The sequence below is a fragment of the Streptomyces nidicola genome (assembly GCF_050106155.1).
Classification (GTDB): domain Bacteria; phylum Actinomycetota; class Actinomycetes; order Streptomycetales; family Streptomycetaceae; genus Streptomyces.
Genome location: NZ_JBNBPI010000001.1, coordinates 2907882 through 2928482, shown reverse-complemented (window position 1 = coordinate 2928482; position 20601 = coordinate 2907882). Strand labels below are relative to the sequence as shown.

The following is a 20601-nucleotide window of genomic DNA, read 5'->3' as shown; positions in this document are numbered from 1 at the left end:
CGGCTACCATGACCGGCACAAGGACGGACGACGCAAGGGAGTCGTCCCCTGGGGTGGCGAAAGGAGCCTCCCCGAGTCCTGCGGACAGGGGCGGCCCCATGCCGGGGCGAGGAGGGCGGGCCATGGTGCAGAAGGCCAAGATCCTCCTGGTCGATGACCGGCCGGAGAATCTGCTGGCGCTGGAGGCCATCCTCTCCGCGCTCGATCAGACACTGGTACGGGCATCGTCCGGGGAGGAAGCGCTGAAGGCGCTGCTCACGGACGATTTCGCGGTCATTCTGCTGGACGTTCAGATGCCAGGAATGGACGGGTTCGAAACCGCGGCGCACATCAAGCGCCGCGAGCGGACACGAGACATCCCGATCATCTTCCTCACCGCGATCAACCACGGACCGCATCACACGTTCCGTGGCTACGCGGCGGGGGCGGTCGACTACATCTCCAAGCCGTTCGACCCCTGGGTGCTGCGCGCCAAGGTCTCGGTGTTCGTCGAGCTGTACATGAAGAACTGCCAGCTCCGGGAGCAGGCGGCGCTGCTGCGGCTCCAGCTGGAGGGCGGCGGCAAGGCCATCGGCGACAGCAAGGAGCCGGCGGGGCTGCTCGCCGAGCTGTCGGCGCGGCTCGCCGCGGTCGAGGAGCAGGCCGAGGCACTGTCGAAGCAGCTGGACGACGAGTCCGCGGACGCGGCGGCGGTGGCCACGGCGGCGCACCTGGAGCGCAAGCTCACCGGACTGCGCAGGGCGCTCGACGCCCTGGAGCCCGGGACGGGCAGCGGAGCGCCCTCACTGCCCTCCCAGAACTGAGGCGGTTGTCCCGGAACCGAAGTGGCCGTCCCCGGAATCGGGGGCGGCGCTCGGGCTTTGAGGACACGTCAGTTTTCGCCCCGTCAGTTCGCGACACGATCGGGTGAAGCAGTGGGCACACGTGTCCAAGGTCGGCTCCCCCGGTAACCTCACACCTATGGCCTCACGTCCCGCAGCCAAGAAGTCGCCCGCGAAGAAGACGGCGGCGCCGACCAAGGCTCCGGCGAAGAAGGCCGCTGCCAAAAAAGCCCCCGCGAAGAAGGCCGCGGCCAAGAAGCCGGCACCCAAGAGGGCCCCCGCCAAGAAGGCCGTGGCGAAGAAGCCCGCCCCCAATCCGACCGGGGGCCTGTACAAGCTCGTACGCGCCCTGTGGCTCGGCCTCGCGCACAGCGTGGGGGCGATGTTCCGCGGCATAGGGCGTGGCGCGAAGGGGCTCGACCCGGCGCACCGCAAGGACGGGCTCGCCCTGCTGCTTCTCGGGATCGGACTGATCTGCGCGGCCGGTACCTGGTCCAACCTGCAAGGCCCGGTCGGCGATCTCGTCGACATGCTGGTGACCGGCGCGTTCGGCCGCCTCGACCTGCTGGTGCCGATCCTGCTCGGGGTCATCGCCGTGCGCTTCATCCGGCACCCCGAGAAGCCCGAGGCCAACGGGCGGATCGTGATCGGCCTCTCCGCGCTCGTCATCGGCGTGCTCGGCCAGGTCCACATCGCGTGCGGCTCACCCGCGCGCGGGGACGGCATGCGCGCCATAAGGGACGCGGGCGGCCTCATCGGCTGGGCCGCCGCGACGCCGCTGAGCTTCACCATGACCCAGGTGCTCGCGGTCCCGCTGCTCGTTCTGCTGACCGTGTTCGGGCTGCTCGTGGTGACCGCGACGCCCGTCAACGCCATTCCGCAGCGCCTGCACCAGCTCGGCGTGAAGCTCGGCGTCGTGCACGAGGACGTGGCCCATGCCGAGGCGGCGTCGGACGAGTACGACGACGAATGGCGTGAGGCCACGCCCGTGCGCTCGCGCAAGCGCCCCGCGGCCCCGGAGTCGTACGACCCGGACCGGGCCGAGGAGGAGGCGTTCGCCAAGCGGCGCAAGTCGCGGCGGTCCGTGCAGCCCGCGATGGAGCGGCCGATGGACGCGGTCGACGTGGCCGCGGCGGCGGCCGCCGCGCTCGACGGGGCGGTGCTGCACGGCATGCCGCCTTCGCCGCTCGTCGCTGATCTCACGCAGGGCGTCTCCGGTGACGGCGACGGCGAGAGCAGCGGTGAGACGGCCACAGGGGGCCGTTCGGCACCCGTGCCGGGGGCCAGGGTCAAGAAGACCCCGGCAGGCGCTCAGAAGGAGCCTGAGCCGACGCCCACGTCCCTCGGCGTGCCGGACCTCACCAAGGCCGCGCCCGAGTCGAGGGGGGACCTGCCGCCGCGCGCCGAGCAGCTCCAGCTCGCCGGCGACATCACGTACGCGCTGCCCTCGCTCGACCTGCTCACCCGCGGTGGACCCGGCAAATCGCGCAGCGCCGCCAACGACGCCGTCGTCGAGTCGCTGCAGACCGTCTTCACCGAGTTCAAGGTCGACGCGGGCGTCACCGGCTTCACGCGCGGCCCCACGGTCACGCGGTACGAGATCGAGCTCGGCCCCGCCGTGAAGGTCGAGAAGATCACGGCCCTGGCGAAGAACATCGCGTACGCCGTCGCGTCCCCCGACGTCCGGATCATCTCGCCGATCCCCGGCAAGTCCGCGGTCGGCATCGAGATCCCGAATACGGACCGCGAGATGGTCAACGTCGGCGACGTGCTGCGCCTGGCGGACGCGGCCGAGGACGAGCACCCCATGCTGGTCGCGCTCGGCAAGGACGTCGAGGGCGGCTACGTGATGGCCAACATGGCGAAGATGCCGCACATCCTGGTCGCCGGTGCGACCGGTTCAGGTAAGTCGTCGTGCATCAACTGCCTGATCACGTCGATCATGATGCGGGCGACGCCCGAGGACGTCCGGATGGTGCTTGTCGACCCCAAGCGCGTGGAGCTGACCGCGTACGAGGGGATCCCGCACCTGATCACGCCGATCATCACCAACCCCAAGAAGGCCGCCGAGGCGCTTCAGTGGGTCGTGCGGGAGATGGATCTGCGCTACGACGACCTCGCGGCCTTCGGCTACCGGCACATCGACGACTTCAACCAGGCGGTCAAGGACGGCAAGCTCACCACGCCCGAGGGCAGCGAGCGGGAGCTGAAGGCGTACCCGTATCTGCTGGTGATCGTCGATGAGCTCGCCGACCTGATGATGGTCGCGCCGAGGGACGTCGAGGACTCCATCGTCCGGATCACGCAGCTCGCGCGGGCGGCCGGCATCCACCTGGTGCTCGCCACCCAGCGTCCGTCGGTCGACGTCGTCACCGGCCTCATCAAGGCCAACGTGCCCTCGCGGCTCGCCTTCGCCACCTCCTCGCTCGCCGACAGCCGGGTCATCCTCGACCAGCCGGGCGCCGAGAAGCTCATCGGCAAGGGCGACGGCCTGTTCCTCCCCATGGGGGCGAACAAGCCGACCCGTATGCAGGGCGCTTTCGTCATAGAGGACGAGATCCACGCCATCGTGCAGCACTGCAAGGACCAGATGGCGCCCGTCTTCCGGGACGACGTCACGGTGGGCACCAAGCAGAAGAAGGAGATCGACGAGGACATCGGCGACGACTTGGACCTGCTGTGCGCGGCCGTCGAACTGGTCGTCTCCACGCAGTTCGGCTCGACCTCCATGCTGCAGCGCAAGCTGCGCGTGGGCTTCGCCAAGGCCGGGCGGCTCATGGACTTGATGGAATCGAGGAACATCGTCGGACCAAGTGAAGGTTCGAAGGCTCGAGACGTTCTTGTGAAAGCCGATGAACTGGAGGGAGTGCTCGCGGTGATCCGCGGGGAGGCTCAACCTTAAGGTGATCCCCTCGAACGACGTCACCCGTACGGGCATCGGAGCAACCGTTTCCTCATCGGCTACGTCAAGTTGAGGGGGAGACAGCCGCGTACGTCGCCGACGGGATGGCAGGCCATTCTGATGGCGTACAAAGTCCGACCGCCCGGTTGCCTCACCCATTCACACCCCCCCTACACTGAACCTCCAGCAGGTGGCTACACGCTCGAAAGGCGCCCCCGTGTCCATCGGCAACTCCCCTGAAGACGACGCCCCTTCGGAAGACCGCATCCCGCACGCGGACGACGACCGGCCGTCGATCGGTCGTGCCCTTCAGCAGGCACGCGTCGACGCGGGTCTGACCGTCGACGAGGTAAGCCAGTCGACCCGGGTGCGCATCCCCATCGTGCAGGCCATCGAGCAGGACGATTTCTCGCGTTGCGGCGGTGACGTGTACGCACGTGGCCACATCCGCACGCTCGCGCGTGCCGTGGGCCTCGACCCCGAGCCGCTGCTCGACCAGTACGGCGACGAGCACGGCGGGCGTCCCGCGCCGACGCCGGCCACGCCGCTGTTCGAAACCGAGCGGATCCGCTCCGAGCCGCGCAGGCCGAACTGGACGGCCGCCATGGTCGCGGCGATCGTCGCGGTCGTCGCCTTCGTCGGCTACACCGCCTTCAGCGGCGGCGACAGCGACGGCGGCCAGCAGCAGGCCGCCGAGGGTTCCACCCCGGCGACCAGCAAGCCCACGACCAAGAAGCCGAGCCCCAGCACCAAGAAGCCCACCGACCCGAAGCCGGATCCGACCGACAGCGCGATCGCCGCGGCCCCCGCGGACAAGGTGACCGTCAAGGTCAGCGCGGCGGACGGGCGCAGCTGGATCTCCGCCAAGGACCACAACGGGCGGACCATGTTCGACGGGCTGCTGCAGGACGGCCAGACGAAGACCTTCCAGGACAACCAGAAGATCGACCTCGTGCTCGGTGACGCGGGCAACATCCAGCTGTATGTGAACGGCAAGCAGATCGAGGACGAGTTCAGGGCCGGGCAGGTCGAGCGGCTGTCGTACACGAAGGGTGACCCCGAGGTCGGCTGAGTCGGCGATCTTGCGGTAACCCCTCGTGGGTAGGGCTGTCAGTGGAACGAAGTAGTCTTGTTTCCATGCCCGAACGCCGTACCGTCGCACTTGTCACCCTTGGCTGCGCCCGTAACGAGGTGGACTCGGAGGAGCTCGCAGGCCGCTTGGAGGCGGACGGCTGGGAGCTCGTCGAGGACGCCGACGCAGCCGATGTCGCCGTCGTGAACACCTGTGGCTTCGTGGAGGCCGCGAAGAAGGACTCCGTCGACGCCCTCCTGGAAGCCAATGACCTCAAGGGTCATGGCAGAACGCGGGCGGTGGTCGCGGTCGGCTGCATGGCCGAGCGCTACGGCAAGGAGCTGGCCGAGGCGCTGCCCGAGGCCGACGGCGTGCTCGGGTTCGACGACTACGAGGACATCTCCGGCCGCCTCCAGACGATCCTGTCCGGGGGCAACGTGGAGGCGCACGCCCCGCGTGACCGCCGCAAGCTGCTGCCGATCAGCCCGGCCGAGCGCCAGGAGGCGGGCTCCGGGATCGCGCTGCCGGGGCACGCTCCGGTGGATCTTCCCGACGGGCTCGCGCCCGCGTCCGGGCCGCGTGCGCCGCTGCGGCGCCGGCTCGACGGCAACCCCGTGGCGTCCGTGAAGCTCGCCTCCGGGTGCGACCGACGGTGCTCGTTCTGCGCCATCCCGTCGTTCCGTGGTTCGTTCATCTCGCGCCGCCCCAGCGACGTGCTGAACGAGACGCGCTGGCTCGCCGAGCAGGGCGTCAAGGAGATCATGCTGGTCTCCGAGAACAACACGTCGTACGGCAAGGACCTGGGCGACATCCGGCTCCTGGAGTCGCTGCTGCCCGAGCTGGCCGGGGTCGACGGGATCGAGCGCGTGCGGGTCAGCTACCTGCAGCCCGCCGAGATGCGGCCGGGCCTGATCGACGTACTGACGGGCACCGAGAAGGTCGCCCCGTACTTCGACCTCTCCTTCCAGCACTCGGCGCCCGGCGTGCTGCGCGCGATGCGGCGCTTCGGTGACACGGACCGGTTCCTGGAGCTGCTCGACACCATTCGGGCCAAGGCACCGCAGGCAGGTGTCCGGTCGAACTTCATCGTGGGCTTCCCCGGCGAGAGCGAGGCCGACTACGCGGAGCTGGAGCGCTTCCTGAACGGCGCGCGCCTGGACGCCATCGGTGTCTTCGGCTACTCCGACGAGGAGGGCACGGAAGCGGCGACGTACGAGGACAAGCTCGACGAGGACGTCGTCGCGCAGCGTCTCGCGCGCCTGTCCCGGCTCGCCGAGCAGCTGGTGTCGCAGCGCGCCGAGGAGCGGGTGGGCGAGACCGTGCAGGTGCTCGTCGAGTCCGTCGACGAGGAGGACGGTGTCGTCGGGCGCGGTGCCCATCAGGCACCCGAGACCGACGGGCAGGTGCGCCTCACGAGCGGCGCCGGTCTGACGATCGGCCGTATGGTCGAGGCAAAGGTGGTCGGCACCGAAGGTGTCGACCTCGTGGCCGAGCCGCTGGAGATCGCTGAGGAGGCGGGCAGATGACCGGAGTCCCGGCGTCCGCTACGGGCGGGACCGGCAGGCCGTCGCCCGGAAGCAAGCTGGGGACTGCGGCCGTCAATCAGGCGAGCCTGTGGAACATCGCGAACATCCTGACCATGATCCGGCTCCTTCTGGTGCCGGGTTTCGTGGCGCTCATGCTCGCCGACGGCGGGTACGACCCGGCGTGGCGGGCCTGGGCGTGGGCGGCGTTCGCCGTTGCCATGATCACGGATGTTTTTGACGGGCATCTGGCGCGTTCATACAACTTGGTCACCGACTTCGGAAAGATCGCCGACCCCATCGCCGACAAAGCGATCATGGGCGCCGCGCTGATCTGTCTCTCGTCGCTCGGTGATCTTCCGTGGTGGGTGACCGGTGTCATTCTCGGGCGCGAGCTCGGGATCACGCTGCTGCGATTCATCGTCATTCGCTACGGGGTCATCCCCGCCAGCCGCGGCGGGAAGCTCAAGACGCTCGCGCAGGGCACCGCCGTCGGCATGTACATCCTGGCGCTGACCGGCCCGCTCGCGACGCTGCGCTGGTGGGTGATGGCGGTCGCCGTCGCGCTCACCGTGCTGACCGGGCTCGACTATGTGCGGCAGGCCGTCGTGCTGCGCCGCGCGGGGATCGCCGAGTCGAAGGCGGCGGCGCAGGTGTCCGCGGAGGCTGCCGAGAAGTGACGTACGAGGCGGTCGAGGCGCTGCGCCTGTTGACGGAGCGGGGGGAGACCCTCGCCGTCGCCGAGTCGCTCACCGGCGGCCTGGTGGCCGCGGAGCTCGTGGCGGTGCCGGGGGCATCCAAGGCCTTCCGCGGGTCCGTCACGGCATACGCGACCGAGCTCAAGCACCGGCTGCTCGGCGTCGACGCGGATCTGCTGGCCGCGCACGGACCCGTGCACCCCGAGGTCGCGCTGGCCATGGCGGCCGGGGCGCGGGAGGCGCTGGGCGCGGACTGGGGCGTCGCCACGACCGGCGTAGCGGGGCCGGAGCCGCAGGACGGGCAGCCGGTCGGGACCGTGTACGTGGCCGCGGTGGGGCCTGGAGCTGATCGTTCCGAGGGCGCGGCCGATTTCGCTGGTAGCCACAAAGTGGCCGCACTGCGGTTGAACGGCGATCGGACGGAAATCCGTATGGAGAGTGTACGGAGCGTGCTCGGACTGCTCGTCGAAGAGCTGGTCGGAGCGCATTCCGGCGAACGTTCTGGGAAAGCGCGGGCACAGGATACGGAACAGAACGGGGGGTTTTGATGTTTGCAGCCCTGAGTGAACACGACATCGCTCCCCGCACGGCCGCGGCACGAGGCGGTACGGTGGGGCGTGAAGGATGCGGCTACGCGGTCCGAGGAGGGAGCCACCGATGATTCTGCTCCGTCGCCTGCTGGGTGACGTGCTGCGTCGGCAGCGCCAGCGCCAGGGCCGTACTCTGCGCGAAGTCTCCTCGTCCGCCCGAGTTTCGCTCGGCTATCTCTCCGAGGTGGAGCGGGGGCAGAAGGAGGCTTCCTCCGAGCTGCTCTCCGCGATCTGCGACGCGCTTGACGTACGGATGTCCGAGCTGATGCGGGAGGTGAGCGACGAGCTCGCTCTCGCCGAGCTGGCCGAGTCGGCAGCAGCGGTCCCGTCGGAGCCGGTGCCCGCACCGGTTCGTCCGATGCTCAATTCCGTCTCCGTGGCCGGCGTCCCGCCGGAACGCGTGACGATCAAGGCGCCTGCGGAGGCTGTGGACGTCGTAGCGGCGTAACGCCTGCGCTCAGCGTTCTGAGCCCAGTTTGAATGTGGGAAAGCCCCGGCCAGGAGGATCGGCCGGGGCTTTCTGCTGCGCGTTTTCGGTGTGCGTGAGCTGTGCCTGAGCTGTGCGTGAGCGAGGATCTGGCCCGATGTGTCCGTAATAGTCCGTATGTGCCATTGTTGATGGTGGTTTCGATACGGAGGTGACGTATGGACGTCGTGAAGAGCCCGCTGCCCGATGGCGACCTGAAGACCGTCGGCGAGGCGCTGCAGGGTGCGCTCGTGGATCTGGTGGACCTGTCCCTTGTGGCGAAGCAGGTGCACTGGAACGTGGTCGGTCCTCGGTTCCGCTCGGTGCACCTTCAGCTCGACGAGGTCGTGGACACCGCCCGGCAGCACTCCGACACGGTGGCCGAGCGGGCCTCCACGCTGGGTGTCCCGCCGGACGGTCGCGCGAAGACCGTCGCGGACACCAGTGGCGTGGGAGTGGCCCCTGAGGGCTGGGTGAAGGACACGGACGCGGTGGGGACGCTCGTGGACGCGCTCGGCGCGGTCATCGCGCGGATGCGCGCGCGGGTGGACGCGACCGGTGAGGCGGATCCCGTGAGCCAGGACATCTTCATCGGGATCACGGCCGACCTGGAGAAGCATCACTGGATGTTCCAGGCGGAGAACCGGGGCTGAGAGTCCCGGCACCTCGGTGCCCGCGTGCTCCTGGGCGTGGCGCCGGCGGCTCGGGGCAGATTGGCTGTGGTCGTGGTCCGTGGTCCCGGAGGTCGTCGGGCGGAGGTGAGCGGTCGGTGGCATGGGCTGGTTGGCGGATACTCCGGTGGGCGCCGGCTGTCGCGTGCGGGGCGCTGTGGTGGTGGGGCGCCCTGCGGCTCGCCTTCGCGCCGGGCGCCGGGGTGTTCGAGGGGGCGCTCGTCGCCGGGGGCTGGGGACTGAGCCTGCTGCCGGTGCACGCGCTGCCGAAGGCGCGGGCGGCCGGCGTGGCAGGGGCGCCCGGGCGGCACGGCGCGCGCCGCGTGCGGACACGGGCCGTGCGCGCCGGGCGCGAGGCCGCCGGCGGGGTGTGGCGGGCGGTCACCAGGGCATGGCGACGCCCCCGTTCGGGCGGAGGATCTGGCCCGTCGTGAACGACGCGGCGTCGGAGGCGAGGTGCAGGACCGCGTGTGCGATGTCCTCCGCCTCGCCGACCCGACCGAGCGGTGCCATGCGCACCATCAGGGCCTCGGTGTGGGCCTGCGCGCTCTCGTCGTGGCGGGTCGTCATCGGTGTACGGATCCAGCCCGGCGCCACCGCGTTGACGCGGATGCCGTGCGAGCCGATCTCCGTGGCGAGCGTCTTCGTGAGCTGGACGACGGCGGCCTTCGCGGCGCCGTAGCAGAGCAGCCCCGGGCCGCCGGTGTCGACCGCGCCGGAGGCCATGGTGACGATGCTGCCGCGGGTGCCGGCCGCGATCATGGTGCGGGCCGCTTCCTGGCAGGCGTACAGAACACCCTTGAAGTTGATGGCGAGCACGCGGTCCAGGTCCTCCTCGCGGGTCTCCAGGACCGTGCTGTTGTGCATGACTCCGGCGATGGCGGCCATGATGTCGAGGCCGCCGGAGGTGGTGCTCGCGCTCGCGACGGCTTCCGCGATCTGGGCGTGGTCGGCCACGTCGACGGTGTGAGTGTGGGCCGTGCCGCCGCTCTCCTTGATGCGGGCCGCGGTCTCGTGCAGGCCCTGTGCGTCGCGGTCGGCGCAGTGGACGGTGGCTCCCGCCTGCGCGAGGAGCGTCGCCGACGCGCGGCCGATGCCGCTCGCCGCGCCGGTGACGAATGCGGTGCGTCCGGTGAGGTCGTACGCGGTGAGGGGCATGCAGGGACCGTACGAGGTTTTCTGACGGGTCGTCAATTGCCGTGCGGGGGTTCTGTTTGGTGACCGTGAGGGGGCGTCAGAGGTGGGGCTACGGCGTGGGTGCCGGGCCCTGTTGGCAGTGGGGGCACCAGTACGTGGGGCGTTCGCGGGAGCCGTCGCCCTGGTCGGCCGTGCGGATGGGGGTGCGGCAGCGCAGGCACGGGCGGTGGGAGCGGCCGTAGACGTAGAGGCGTTCGTCGGGGCGGGGGCGGCCCGTGGTGACGCGGGCCGGGCGGTCGCGGTTGGCCTCGAGCAGCTTCTTCGCGAGGAGGGGGAGGCGGTCGGAGGTCTCGGCGGGCAGCTCGCCGACCGGGAGCCACGGGGTGGCGCGCAGGAGGAAGCAGAGCTCGGACTTGTAGATGTTCCCGATGCCCGCGAGGTTGCGCTGGTCGAGGAGGGCCTCGCCGAGGGGGCGGGCGGGGTCGGCGAGGAGGTTGCGCAGCGCGGTGTCCGGGTCCCAGTCCGGGCCGAGGAGGTCCGGGCCCAGGTGGCCGACGGCCTTGGACTCCTCGGTGGTGCGCAGCAGTTCCAGGACCGGGAGCCGGTAGCCGACCGCGGTGCGGGTCTCGGTGCCGAGGATCGCGCGGATCTGGTGGGACGGACCGCCGCGCCAGCGCTCACCCGGCGCGTAGATCTTCCACGAGCCGTCCATCCGCAGGTGCGAGTGGAGGGTGAGGCCGCCCTCGATCCGGGTCAGCAGATGCTTGCCGCGCGGGGTGACGTCCAGGACCGTGCGCCCGGTGAGGTCTGCTGTCGCGTACCGGGGGACACGCAGGTCGGAGCGGGTGAGTACCTGGCCCGCGAGGGCGCTGTGCAGCCGCTTCGCCGCCTGGGCGACCGTGTCTCCTTCGGGCATGGGCTCAGGGTAGGCCGAGGTGGGGCGGTGTGGGTGGGCCGCGGTGCGTGGTGCGCGGTGTGGGGTGTGGAGGACGCCACGGGGCTCTGCCCCGGACCCCGCTGCTCAATCGCCGCAGGGGCTGAAATGTGGGCCCGTGCTGTGCGGTCGTCGCGGGGGGGCTTGGTTGGGGCCGGGGGGCGGGTGTCGGCCTCACGCGCGCAGGCGCAGGCCGCGTGGTGTCGCGTGGAATCCGGCTCCTTCCAGGAGAGGGGCGTACGGGGAGGTGAGCGCGGATTCCGCGTTGACGCGCTCGACCGTGATGGTGCCGAGGGCGCCGGAGCGGGCGGCCTCGGCGAGTGCTTGCGCGGCGGCGGGCATGCGGGGGTCCTCGGCTACCTGGGCGGGGGTGAGGGCGGGGCTCGGGGTGCGCGCTCCGGTCGCGGTGCCGGCCGCTTCGGAAGCCGGGGCGGCGTGGGCCGGGTCGGACGCGGACCACGCCAGGAGGGTCTTGCCGCCGCGCTCCATGTAGAGCGTCAGCTCGCCGTCGACCAGGACCACCAGGGAGCCCGCCTTGCGCCCCGGCTTGTGCCCGGGCTTCTGGCCCGCGCCGGAGGGGGGCTCGGGCCAGGGCAGAGCGGCCCCGTACGCGTTGGCCGGGTCGGCCGCCGCCAGGACGAGGGCGCGGGGCGCGGTGATCCTGCCCCTGCCTGTGAGGGCGTCGACCGGGGCGTACGGATCCGGGGGTGCGGAGCCGCGCTCCTGCGCGTTCGCCGCCGCGCGCAGGCGGTCCACGGCGCCGTCCATCGCGAACTGGGCCGCGCCGAGACCCTCCACCACGTAGCCACGCCGTGCCTGGCCGCTCTCCTCGAAGACGGACAGGACCCGGTACGTCGCCGAGAACCCGCCCTCGACGCCTTCGGCCGCCACCGCTCCCCGGGTGACCACTCCGTGGCGGTCGAGGAGCGTGCGGGCCAGCGTGTGGGCGCGCATGGTCGGGTCGGGCTCCGGGGCGGGCAGTAGCGACCAGCGTCCCGCGACCGTGGGCGGACCGGTGCGTGACGTGGGCCGGGCGCCCGCAGTGAGGCCTCCGTAGCGGCCGCGCGGCACGGCTCTGCGGGCCCGGTGCGCGGTGGAGCCCGCGGTGCGGCCGGAGCCGAGGACGGCGCGCATCGGGGCCAGCGTGTCGTTCGTGAGGCGGCCCGACCAGGCCAGCTCCCAGAGGGCGTCGGCCAGTTGGGGATCGGTGACCTCGAAGGGGGTGCCTCTTCCTTCCTCAAGGCCTTGGGGGAAGGAGGCGGTGCGGACCTGGTCGGCGATCTGGCGGAAGAACAGGCCGTAGCCACCGGAGAGTGCGTCCAGGACCGCCTGGTGGAGTGGCGTGAGCTCCAAGGGGTGCGGGGGCGGGAGGAGCAGCGGGGCCGTGTCGGCGAGGTAGAGGCTGACCCAGCCGTCCTTGCCGGGCAGCGAGCCCGCACCGGCCCACAAGACCTCGCCGGATGCCGTGAGTTCGTCGAGGAGCGCGGGCGCGTAGCCGGAGACGCGCGAGGGCAGGACGAGCTTCTCCAGGGCGGAGGCGGGCACCGAGGCGCCCTGGAGCTGTTCGACCGCCCGGACCAGGCCGTCGACCCCGCGCAGGCCGTGCCCGCCCACGTGCTGCCACTGGGGCAGGAACTGGGCGAGCGCCGCGGGCGGCACCGGCTCCAGCTCATGGCGCAGCGCGGCCAACGAGCGGCGGCGCAGCCTGCGCAGGACCGTGGCATCGCACCACTCCTGGCCGATGCCCGCCGGGTGGAACTCGCCCTGTACGACACGGCCGTTGGCGGCCAGGCGCTGGAGTGCGCCCTCCGTGACCGCGGCGCCGAGGCCGAAGCGGGCCGCCGCCTGCGTGGAGGTGAACGGGCCGTGTGTGCGGGCGTAGCGGGCCAGGAGGTCGCCGAGCGGGTCCTTGACCGGTTCGGTGAAGGCTTCGGGGACGCCGACCGGAAGCGCCGTGCCCAGGGCGTCGCGCAGGCGGCCCGCGTCCTCGATCGCCGCCCAGTGCTCGGTGCTCGCGAGGCGCACGCGGATGGCGCGCCGGGCGCCCGCCAGGCTCTCGGCCCAGCCGGGCTCGGCGCCCCGCTCGGCCAACTCCTCGTCCGTGAGCGGGCCGAGGATGCGCAGCAGGTCCGCGACGCCTTCCTCGTCCTTGATGCGACGGTCCTCAGTGCGCCACTGCAGCTCCTGCTCCAGCTCGGCAAGGACCTCCGCGTCGAGCAGCTCGCGCAGCTCGGCCTGGCCGAGGAGTTCGGCGAGCAGGCGGGAGTCCAGGGACAGCGCGGCCGCGCGGCGCTCGGCCAGCGGGGAGTCGCCCTCGTACAGGAACTGCGCCACGTAACCGAACAGCAGTGAGCGGGCGAAGGGGGAGGCCTCCGGGGTGGTGACCTCGACGAGGCGGACCTTGCGGGACTCGATGTCACCCATCAGCTCGGCGAGGCCCGGTACGTCGAAGACGTCCTGGAGGCACTCGCGGATCGCTTCCAGGACGATGGGGAACGAGCCGAACTCGCTCGCCACCTGGAGCAGTTGGGACGCGCGCTGGCGCTGCTGCCACAGCGGGGTGCGCTTGCCGGGGTTGCGGCGGGGCAGCAGCAGCGCGCGGGCGGCGCACTCGCGAAAGCGCGAGGCGAACAGTGCGGAGCCGCCCACCTGGTCGGTGACGATCTGGTCCACGTCACCCTTGTCGAAGGCGACGTCGGCCGCCCCGATGGGGGCCTGCTCGTCGTCGTACTCCATGCCCGGCTTGGTGGGTTCCTGGTCGAGGAGGTCCAGGCCCATCAGGTCGGCGTCCGGGAGGCGCAGCACGATGCCGTCGTCGGCGTGCATCACCTGGGCGTCCATGCCGTACTTCTCGCTCAGCCGGGCGCCGAGGGCCAGTGCCCACGGAGCGTGCACCTGGGCGCCGAACGGGGAGTGGACGACGACGCGCCAGTCGCCCAGCTCGTCCCGGAACCGCTCGACCACGATCGTGCGGTCGTCGGGGATGTGACCGCAGGCCTCGCGCTGCTCGGCGAGGTACGACAGCACGTTGTTCGCGGCCCACTCGTCGAGTCCGGCCTCCGTGAGGCGCACGCGCGCGTCGTCGGGCTTCTGGGAGCCGACCTCGCGCAGGAACGCGCCCAGCGCACGGCCCAGTTCGAGCGGGCGGCCCAGCTGGTCGCCCTTCCAGAAGGGGAGCCGGCCGGGGACTCCAGGGGCGGGCGAGACGAGGACGCGGTCGCGCGTGATGTCCTCGATGCGCCAGGAGCTGGTGCCGAGAGTGAACACGTCCCCGACCCGGGACTCGTAGACCATCTCCTCGTCGAGCTCGCCGACGCGGCCGCCGCCCTTCTTGGGGTCGGCTCCCGCGAGGAAGACTCCGAAGAGGCCGCGGTCGGGGATCGTGCCCCCGGAAGTGACGGCGAGGCGCTGAGCTCCGGGGCGGCCCTTGACGGTGCCGGCGACGCGGTCCCAGACGACGCGCGGGCGCAGCTCGGCGAAGGCGTCGGAGGGGTAGCGGCCCGCCAGCATGTCGAGCACGCCCGTGAACGCGGACTCGGGCAGTGAGGCGAAGGGGGCGGCGCGGCGGACCAGGGCCAGCAGGTCGTCGACCTGCCAGGTGTCCAGGGCCGTCATCGCGACCAACTGCTGGGCGAGCACATCCAGTGGGTTTGCCGGGAGACGCAGGGACTCGATGGCGCCTGAACGCATGCGCTCGGTCACGACCGCCGACTGCACCAGGTCACCGCGGTACTTCGGGAACACGACGCCGGTGGACACCGCGCCCACCTGGTGGCCCGCACGGCCCACGCGCTGCAGGCCCGACGCCACGGACGGGGGCGACTCCACCTGGACGACGAGGTCGACCGCGCCCATGTCGATGCCCAGCTCCAGGCTCGACGTGGCGACCACGGCGGGAAGCCGGCCCGCCTTCAGGTCCTCCTCGACCAGTGCGCGCTGCTCCTTGGAGACCGAGCCGTGGTGGGCGCGCGCGATGACCGGGGGAGCGCCCTTCGCGGCGCCCGATTCCGCCATCAGCTCGGCCGGGGAGTGGTCCTCGGGAAGGGGCTCGCCGGTGGCGCGCTCGTAGGCGATCTCGTTCAGGCGGTTGCACAAGCGCTCGGCCAGGCGGCGGGAGTTGGCGAACACGATCGTCGAGCGATGGGCCTCGATCAGGTCCGTGATCCGCTCCTCCACGGAGGGCCAGATCGAGGGGCGCTCGGCTCCCTGGTCGGAATCGGCCACCGGGGAGCCGCCGAGCTCGCCGAGATCCTCCACGGGGACGACCACGGACAGGTCGAACTCCTTGCCGGACGGTGGCTGGACGACCTCCACCCGGCGCTGCGGCGAGAGATAGCGCGCCACCTCGTCGACCGGCCGGACCGTGGCGGACAGGCCGATGCGGCGGGCGGGGCGGGGCAGCAGCTCGTCGAGCCGCTCCAGGGAGAGGGCCAGGTGGGCGCCGCGCTTGGTGCCCGCCACCGCGTGCACCTCGTCCAGGATCACCGTGTCGATGCCCGCCAGCGCGTCACGCGTGGCCGATGTCAGCATCAGGAACAGCGACTCAGGCGTCGTGATGAGGATGTCCGGCGGGCGCGTGGCCAGCGCGCGGCGCTCGGCGGGCGGGGTGTCGCCGGAGCGGATGCCGACCTTCACCTCGGGCTCGGGCAGGCCCAGGCGGACGGCCTCCTGGCGGATACCGGTGAGCGGGCTGCGCAGATTGCGCTCCACGTCCACCGCGAGGGCCTTCAGCGGGGACACGTACAGAACCCGGCAGCGCTTCTTCGGGTCGGCCGGAGGGGGTGTCGACGCGAGCTGGTCGAGCGCGGCGAGGAACGCGGCGAGCGTCTTGCCCGAGCCGGTGGGCGCGACGACCAACACGTCCGAACCCTCGCCGATCGCCTTCCACGCCCCCGCCTGTGCGGCTGTGGGCGCGGAAAAGGCCCCCGTGAACCAACCGCGGGTCGCGGGGGAGAAGCCGCTGAGGGCCTGCGAGGCGTTGTGGGCCCCTTGCCTGGACCTGACCATGCCCCCATCCTGCACCCCACCACTGACAATGGCGGTGAGCTGCGGAAACGGGTGGTTCGCCCGGGTGGCCCCGACGCAGACCGGGGTGGTCCTGACGCAGAATGGGGTCATGGCACGGACGGCGGGGAAGGGCGAGTGGGCGCGGCACTGGCGCTATGACCGGCTGCCGGGGCTCGACCTGCTGCGGGCCCGCTACGTCCGGCACACCTTCCCTCGCCACAGTCACGACGGCTTCGTGATCGGCGCGGTCACGCGTGGGGTCGAGGCGGTCGGCCTGGCGGACGGCACCTTGCACGCGGGGCCCGGCAGCGTCGTCCTGCTCAACCCGGAAGTGGCACACACGGCCCGGGCGGGCGGACCTGACGGCTGGGCGTACGCCACGCTCTATCCGTCGGCGGACGTCGTCGCCGAGATCGCAGCCGAGACCGGCACGGTGCGCGGCACCGCGGTCTTCGGTGAACCGATCGTCACCGACCCGGGGGCCTCGCAGATGATCAACGAGGTGCACAGGGCGGCGGAGCAGGGCAACGCGCTGGCCGCCGACAGCCTCCTCAGGGTCGTGCTCGCCCGGCTGCTCCGGGCCCACGGGGCCTCCCTCGCGGCGCGGCCCCGGCGGTCCGCGGGGTCCACGGCCGCGTCCCGCGCGCGTGAAGTCCTCGAAGAGCGTCTGGCGGACCCGCCGTCCCTGGAAGCGCTCGCGGCCGAACTCGGCACCAGCCCCTTCGCGCTGCTGCGGGCCTTTCGCGACGCGTACGGGATGCCGCCGCACACCTGGCTCACCAACGCGCGGGTGCGCGTGGCACGGCGGCTCCTGGAGGCGGGGACGGCGCCCGCCGATGCCGCCGTGGCCCTCGGCTTCACCGACCAGCCGCACCTGAACCGGCACTTCACCCGGATCGTCGGGGTGCCGCCGGGCGCGTACCAGCGCGAGCGCAAGAACGTACAAGAACAGGACTCGTCCCTCCTCGTACCGTGCGAGGCGTGGCAGACAAGACAACATCCACAGACATACGTAGGGCAGAGGCCGCCCCTCCCGACCGGGAGCGCACAGGTGCTGCAAGCAAGCCGGACTCCGCCGTCGTCCGTGACGCGCTCGGGGTCGGAGTCGCCGTAGGCCTTTCCGGGTTCGCGTTCGGAGTGACCTCGGCGGGGAGCGGGCTCAGCGTGCTGCAGACCTGCGCGCTCAGCCTCCTGGTCTTCACGGGGGCGTCGCAGTTCGCGCTCGTCGGGGCGCTCGCGGCGGGCGGCAACCCGCTCACCGCCGCCGCGGGAGCGTTCTTCCTGGGCGTGCGCAACGCGTTCTACGGACTGCGCCTGTCCCAGCTGCTCGCTCTTCCGCGCGCGGTGCGGCCGTTCGCCGCGCACTGGATCATCGACGAGACATCGGCCGTCGCGCTGGCGCAGCCGACGCGGCGCGGCGTGCGGCTCGGTTTCACCGTCACGGGACTGAGCCTGTACGTGCTGTGGAACCTCACCACGCTGGTCGGTGCCCTGGGCGCCGAGGCCATCGGTGACACCGATGCCTGGGGCCTCGACGCGGCCGGGCCCGCGGTGTTCCTGGCGCTGCTCGCGCCGATGCTGAAGTCCACCACGGACCGCGCCGTCGCCGGGCTTGCCGTCGTTCTGATGCTGGGACTGCTGCCCGTGCTGCCGGCCGGGGTGCCCGTGCTCGTGGCCGCGCTCGCTGCCCCGGCCGCGCTCTACGTAGAGGGACGCCGCCGCGCCGCGGCCTCCGACGCACCACAAGGAGAAGACCGTTGAACGTCTGGATCGCCATCGCGGTCACCGCGGTCGGCTGCTACGCCGTGAAACTGATCGGTCTGCTGGTGCCCGCGGGCGCCCTGGAACGGCCCGTGGTGAAGCGTCTTTCGGCGCTGCTCCCCGTCGCCCTGCTGGCTGCCCTCACTGCCCAGCAGACCTTCGCGGACGGGCGCGTGCTGGTCCTCGACGCCAGGGCGGCCGGGCTCGCCGCGGCCGCCGTCGCGCTCGTGCTGCGGGCGCCGTTCCTGGTGGTGGTCGCGGTGGCCGTGGCGGTCACCGCGGGGATGCGGGCCCTTACGGGGTGACCTGGTGCGCGGGGAGGGCGGCCGGGGTCTCCGGGACACCGAGCTGCCCCGCCGTGCGCTCGGGGCGGCAGAAGACGGCCGCGAGGACACCGCCCGTCACCAGGAGCGCCGCGGTCAGCAGCCAGCCGTGCTCATAGCCCGCCGACACGGTGGCGGCGCCGTCCACCAAGCGCCCCAGGACGAGCGGCGAGACGATGCCCCCGAGGGCGTACACGCAGGTCAGTGCGCCCAGGACCGTGCCGCGCTGGACCGGGGGTGCGATCCGGGAGCAGGCCGTCGCCGCGACGGTGAGCATCACCATGGCGAGCGCCATCGGCCCCAGCATCATCGGCACCTTCACGACCTGGGAGTCGGACACGCCGAACAGAGCGGTCGCACAGCCCGAGAGCGCGACAAGGAGGCCCGCACCCGCGCCTACAGGGAAGCGGGGCGGCGTCCCCCTCAGGGCCGAGCGCCGCGCCAGCAGACCGTGCACCAGGAGGACGGCACCATGGGCGACGGCACCCGCGCCGACCATGGTGCTCGCCTGGTGCAGATTCCAGCCCATGACGTTCTCCATGTAGTCCGGCGCCCAGGTGAGCGTCGCACTCATCGACCAGTAGGCGGCGAACGAACCGAAGGCCGCGGTCAGGAACGTGGGTGACAACAGGATGCGGCGCAGCGGCACTGTGAGGCCGTCCTGCGGCGTTCGCTCCGCCTCCTTGCCGACGCTCGGGGCCAGGGGGCCCTCCTTGCCCCACAGGAGCCACCCCGCCGCCCAGACAAGGCCGACCAGACCCACCGCGCCGAACGACCAGCGCCAGCCCCAGTGGGTGATCACCCAGCTCAGCGCGGGCGCGGCCACCGCGACCCCGGCAGCGGCGCCGACGAGCAGCAGCGCGGTCGGCAGCGCCCGCTCGCGCTGCGGAAACCAGCCGTGCACGTGATGCATCGCCACCGGCGACGCCGGCCCCTCAGCGGCGCCCAGAAGGACGCGGGTGGCCACCAGCACGCCGAAGCCCGCCGCGCCCCACAGCATCGGCAGCTGCGCCGCCGACCACAGCAGGGCGAGCCCCAGGAGCAACGGCGTCGTGCGCACCCGCTTCGTGAGGGCCGAGACGCCGAGGGCCGCGACCGAGAACAGCGCGAAGAACGCCGACTGCGCGGTGCCGAACTCCTGGCGGCTGATGTCGAAGTCCGCCCGGATCTCGGGACCCGCGAGCCCCAGGACCGCCTTGTCCGCGAAGTTCACCACCATGAAGGCGAGCAGCAACCATGTGGTGCGCCATGCCCCGCGCATCAGCAGCACCCGTCCTCGTCGCCCGCCATGCCGTCGCCGACCACGCCGACGCTGATCGCGCCCCCGGCCCGCTTGCGGCCCTCGGGGGAGCGCGTCAACTCCGTGGCCACGTCCGTGTCTTCGGCCACCGCGGCGGACTCGGCAGCGGCCCAGGCGTAGACGCCGCGCGCCATGGTCGAGGTCTCCTTGCCCGCCCGCTGCGCGTACACCTCGGCACGCGTGCGTGCCACTTCGGGATCCGTGGGGGCTGCCAGAGCCGCCGTCTCCGCCAGATGCGAGGCGAGGCGTACGTCGCCCGCGGCGAGCAACTCCCGTGCCCGCTCGGCCAGTGCCGCGGCGCCGCCCGCCGCGCGCGCGTACTCGGCAGCGACGGCCGCCTCCGGTGCGGGCTTGAGGTGGGCCGGGTTCTGGTCGTACCAGCCGCCCCACAGGCGCCACAGGTTCCGGACGACGAACTCCGGCTCGTCATAGGCGGGGTGGAGGTACGGGCGGGACAGGAGCTCCTCGGGGACCTTCACCTCGTGGATGACCGTGTCGAGCCGGTGACCCGCGTTCATCAGCTCCCGCGTCTGCTCGCAGAGCGACTCCAGGAAGCGCGCGGTGTCATCCAGGGCGCGGTTCACGCGTTCGACGCCCATGATGGGCACGCCGTGCCCCGGCAGCAGCAGCTCCGCGCCCAGCTCCTGCATGGAGCGCAGGGCCCGCGCCCAGTCCTCGGGGTAGCGCTGCACCTTCTGGGGGTTGCCCGCGTTCGGGGTGTTCCAGATGAACAGATCGCCGGTGCACAGGGCCTTGAGCTCCGGTACCCATACGTAGGTGTGGTCATCGGTCTCCCCGCGCGCGTGGACGAGTTCGAAGGTGAGCTCGCCGCGGTGGAACGTCAGCCGGTCCCGGTAGACGGTGTCGGGGTAGCGGTACGTGGTGGGCCACTCCAGGGAGGGCACGCCGAACTGCCGCCGGTTGATCCACGAGTTGTAGCCGGCCGTCCGGATGTAGCGGTCAAAGCGGGCGGACACGGCCTCGTGCGCCACCACCTCGGGGCGCGCGGTGCCGGTTCGCTCTGCCTCCTTGTCGAAGGGGAACACTCCGAAGACGTGATCCACGTGCCCGTGCGTGTACACCACGGAGTGCACCGGGCCCGCTCCGAACCCCTTGACCGCGGTGTGCAGTTGCGCCGCCGTACGGAAGTCGCCCGAATCGACGAGCACCGCGCCGTCACCGGTGTCAAAGACGGTCACGTTGGCGAAGGCGGGGAAGAAGCCCACCCGCGGGCTCAGCCGCACCAGTTCGTCCCCCGTGTAGGCGCCCGACAGATGCGGAAGCAGCGTCTCAGACCCCTGCCAGACCCGGTCCGCGTAGGCGGCGTAGTCCACCGGTTTCCGCGCGGGCGCCTCCGGTGCTGTGTTGTGCTCGGTCATGGGCGCGGCTCCTCCGG

Annotated in this window: 17 protein-coding genes; 12 read left to right on the top strand and 5 right to left on the bottom strand. The window is 71.8% G+C overall.

Annotated elements, in window-relative coordinates:
• Positions 1-122: 122 nt before the first annotated feature.
• The 9 genes from ACOKM3_RS13235 (at position 123) to ACOKM3_RS13195 (ending at position 9177) form a co-directional block, all read left to right on the top strand.
• Positions 123-803 (top strand): response regulator, encoded by a 681-nt coding sequence (locus tag ACOKM3_RS13235; protein WP_356378009.1) that lies wholly within the window; start codon positions 123-125, stop codon positions 801-803.
• Between the two features lie 157 nt (positions 804-960).
• Positions 961-3723, top strand: coding sequence for a DNA translocase FtsK (locus tag ACOKM3_RS13230; RefSeq protein ID WP_426900144.1), 2763 nt, complete (start codon positions 961-963; stop codon positions 3721-3723).
• Between the two features lie 217 nt (positions 3724-3940).
• On the top strand, positions 3941-4795 hold the full coding sequence (locus ACOKM3_RS13225; RefSeq protein ID WP_426900143.1) for a helix-turn-helix domain-containing protein: 855 nt from the start codon (positions 3941-3943) through the stop codon (positions 4793-4795).
• Between the two features lie 65 nt (positions 4796-4860).
• Complete coding sequence (gene rimO, locus ACOKM3_RS13220) at positions 4861-6321, top strand: 30S ribosomal protein S12 methylthiotransferase RimO (protein WP_426900142.1); 1461 nt, start codon at positions 4861-4863, stop codon at positions 6319-6321.
• Positions 6318-6998, top strand: coding sequence for a CDP-diacylglycerol--glycerol-3-phosphate 3-phosphatidyltransferase (gene pgsA, locus ACOKM3_RS13215; protein ID WP_426900141.1), 681 nt, complete (start codon positions 6318-6320; stop codon positions 6996-6998). The genes rimO and pgsA overlap by 4 nt, the downstream gene beginning before the upstream one ends.
• Positions 6995-7564, top strand: coding sequence for a CinA family protein (locus tag ACOKM3_RS13210; protein WP_426900139.1), 570 nt, complete (start codon positions 6995-6997; stop codon positions 7562-7564). The genes pgsA and ACOKM3_RS13210 overlap by 4 nt, the downstream gene beginning before the upstream one ends.
• A 109-nt stretch (positions 7565-7673) precedes the next feature.
• Entirely contained in the window at positions 7674-8054 is a 381-nt protein-coding gene (locus ACOKM3_RS13205; protein ID WP_188336490.1) for a helix-turn-helix domain-containing protein, read from the top strand.
• Positions 8055-8251: 197 nt separating this feature from the next.
• Positions 8252-8725 carry a Dps family protein gene (locus ACOKM3_RS13200; RefSeq protein WP_426900137.1) on the top strand — a complete coding sequence of 158 codons (474 nt, stop codon included), beginning with the start codon at positions 8252-8254 and terminating at the stop codon, positions 8723-8725.
• 116 nt (positions 8726-8841) lie between these two features.
• Positions 8842-9177 carry a hypothetical protein gene (locus ACOKM3_RS13195; protein WP_426900135.1) on the top strand — a complete coding sequence of 112 codons (336 nt, stop codon included), beginning with the start codon at positions 8842-8844 and terminating at the stop codon, positions 9175-9177.
• Here the strand turns inward: ACOKM3_RS13195 and ACOKM3_RS13190 are convergent.
• From ACOKM3_RS13190 to ACOKM3_RS13180, 3 genes are all read right to left on the bottom strand, one after another.
• Positions 9125-9901 carry an SDR family NAD(P)-dependent oxidoreductase gene (locus ACOKM3_RS13190; RefSeq protein WP_426900133.1) on the bottom strand — a complete coding sequence of 259 codons (777 nt, stop codon included), beginning with the start codon at positions 9899-9901 and terminating at the stop codon, positions 9125-9127. The genes ACOKM3_RS13195 and ACOKM3_RS13190 overlap by 53 nt on opposite strands.
• Before the next feature lie 88 nt (positions 9902-9989).
• Positions 9990-10796 carry an Fpg/Nei family DNA glycosylase gene (locus ACOKM3_RS13185; protein ID WP_426900131.1) on the bottom strand — a complete coding sequence of 269 codons (807 nt, stop codon included), beginning with the start codon at positions 10794-10796 and terminating at the stop codon, positions 9990-9992.
• Between the two features lie 192 nt (positions 10797-10988).
• Positions 10989-15821 carry an ATP-dependent helicase gene (locus ACOKM3_RS13180; protein ID WP_426900129.1) on the bottom strand — a complete coding sequence of 1611 codons (4833 nt, stop codon included), beginning with the start codon at positions 15819-15821 and terminating at the stop codon, positions 10989-10991.
• A 109-nt stretch (positions 15822-15930) separates the two neighbouring features.
• Here ACOKM3_RS13180 and ACOKM3_RS13175 point away from each other — a divergent pair, with 109 nt between their 5' ends.
• Genes ACOKM3_RS13175 through ACOKM3_RS13165 form a run of 3 tightly spaced genes read left to right on the top strand, consistent with a single transcriptional unit; the run spans position 15931 to position 17887 of the window.
• A complete protein-coding gene (locus ACOKM3_RS13175) occupies positions 15931-16935 on the top strand; it encodes an AraC family ligand binding domain-containing protein (protein WP_426900127.1) in 1005 nt (334 codons plus the stop codon).
• Positions 16830-17582 (top strand): AzlC family ABC transporter permease, encoded by a 753-nt coding sequence (locus ACOKM3_RS13170; RefSeq protein ID WP_426906786.1) that lies wholly within the window; start codon positions 16830-16832, stop codon positions 17580-17582. The genes ACOKM3_RS13175 and ACOKM3_RS13170 overlap by 106 nt, the downstream gene beginning before the upstream one ends.
• A complete protein-coding gene (locus ACOKM3_RS13165; RefSeq protein ID WP_426900125.1) occupies positions 17579-17887 on the top strand; it encodes an AzlD domain-containing protein in 309 nt (102 codons plus the stop codon). The genes ACOKM3_RS13170 and ACOKM3_RS13165 overlap by 4 nt, the downstream gene beginning before the upstream one ends.
• Here ACOKM3_RS13165 and ACOKM3_RS13160 read toward each other — a convergent pair.
• Both ACOKM3_RS13160 and ACOKM3_RS13155 read right to left on the bottom strand, forming a co-directional pair.
• On the bottom strand, positions 17877-19166 hold the full coding sequence (locus ACOKM3_RS13160; RefSeq protein ID WP_426900123.1) for an MFS transporter: 1290 nt from the start codon (positions 19164-19166) through the stop codon (positions 17877-17879). The genes ACOKM3_RS13165 and ACOKM3_RS13160 overlap by 11 nt on opposite strands.
• Positions 19166-20584: an alkyl sulfatase dimerization domain-containing protein gene (locus tag ACOKM3_RS13155; RefSeq protein WP_426900121.1), complete on the bottom strand. Its 1419-nt coding sequence runs from the start codon at positions 20582-20584 to the stop codon at positions 19166-19168. The genes ACOKM3_RS13160 and ACOKM3_RS13155 overlap by 1 nt, the downstream gene beginning before the upstream one ends.
• Between the last annotated feature and the right edge of the window lie 17 nt (positions 20585-20601).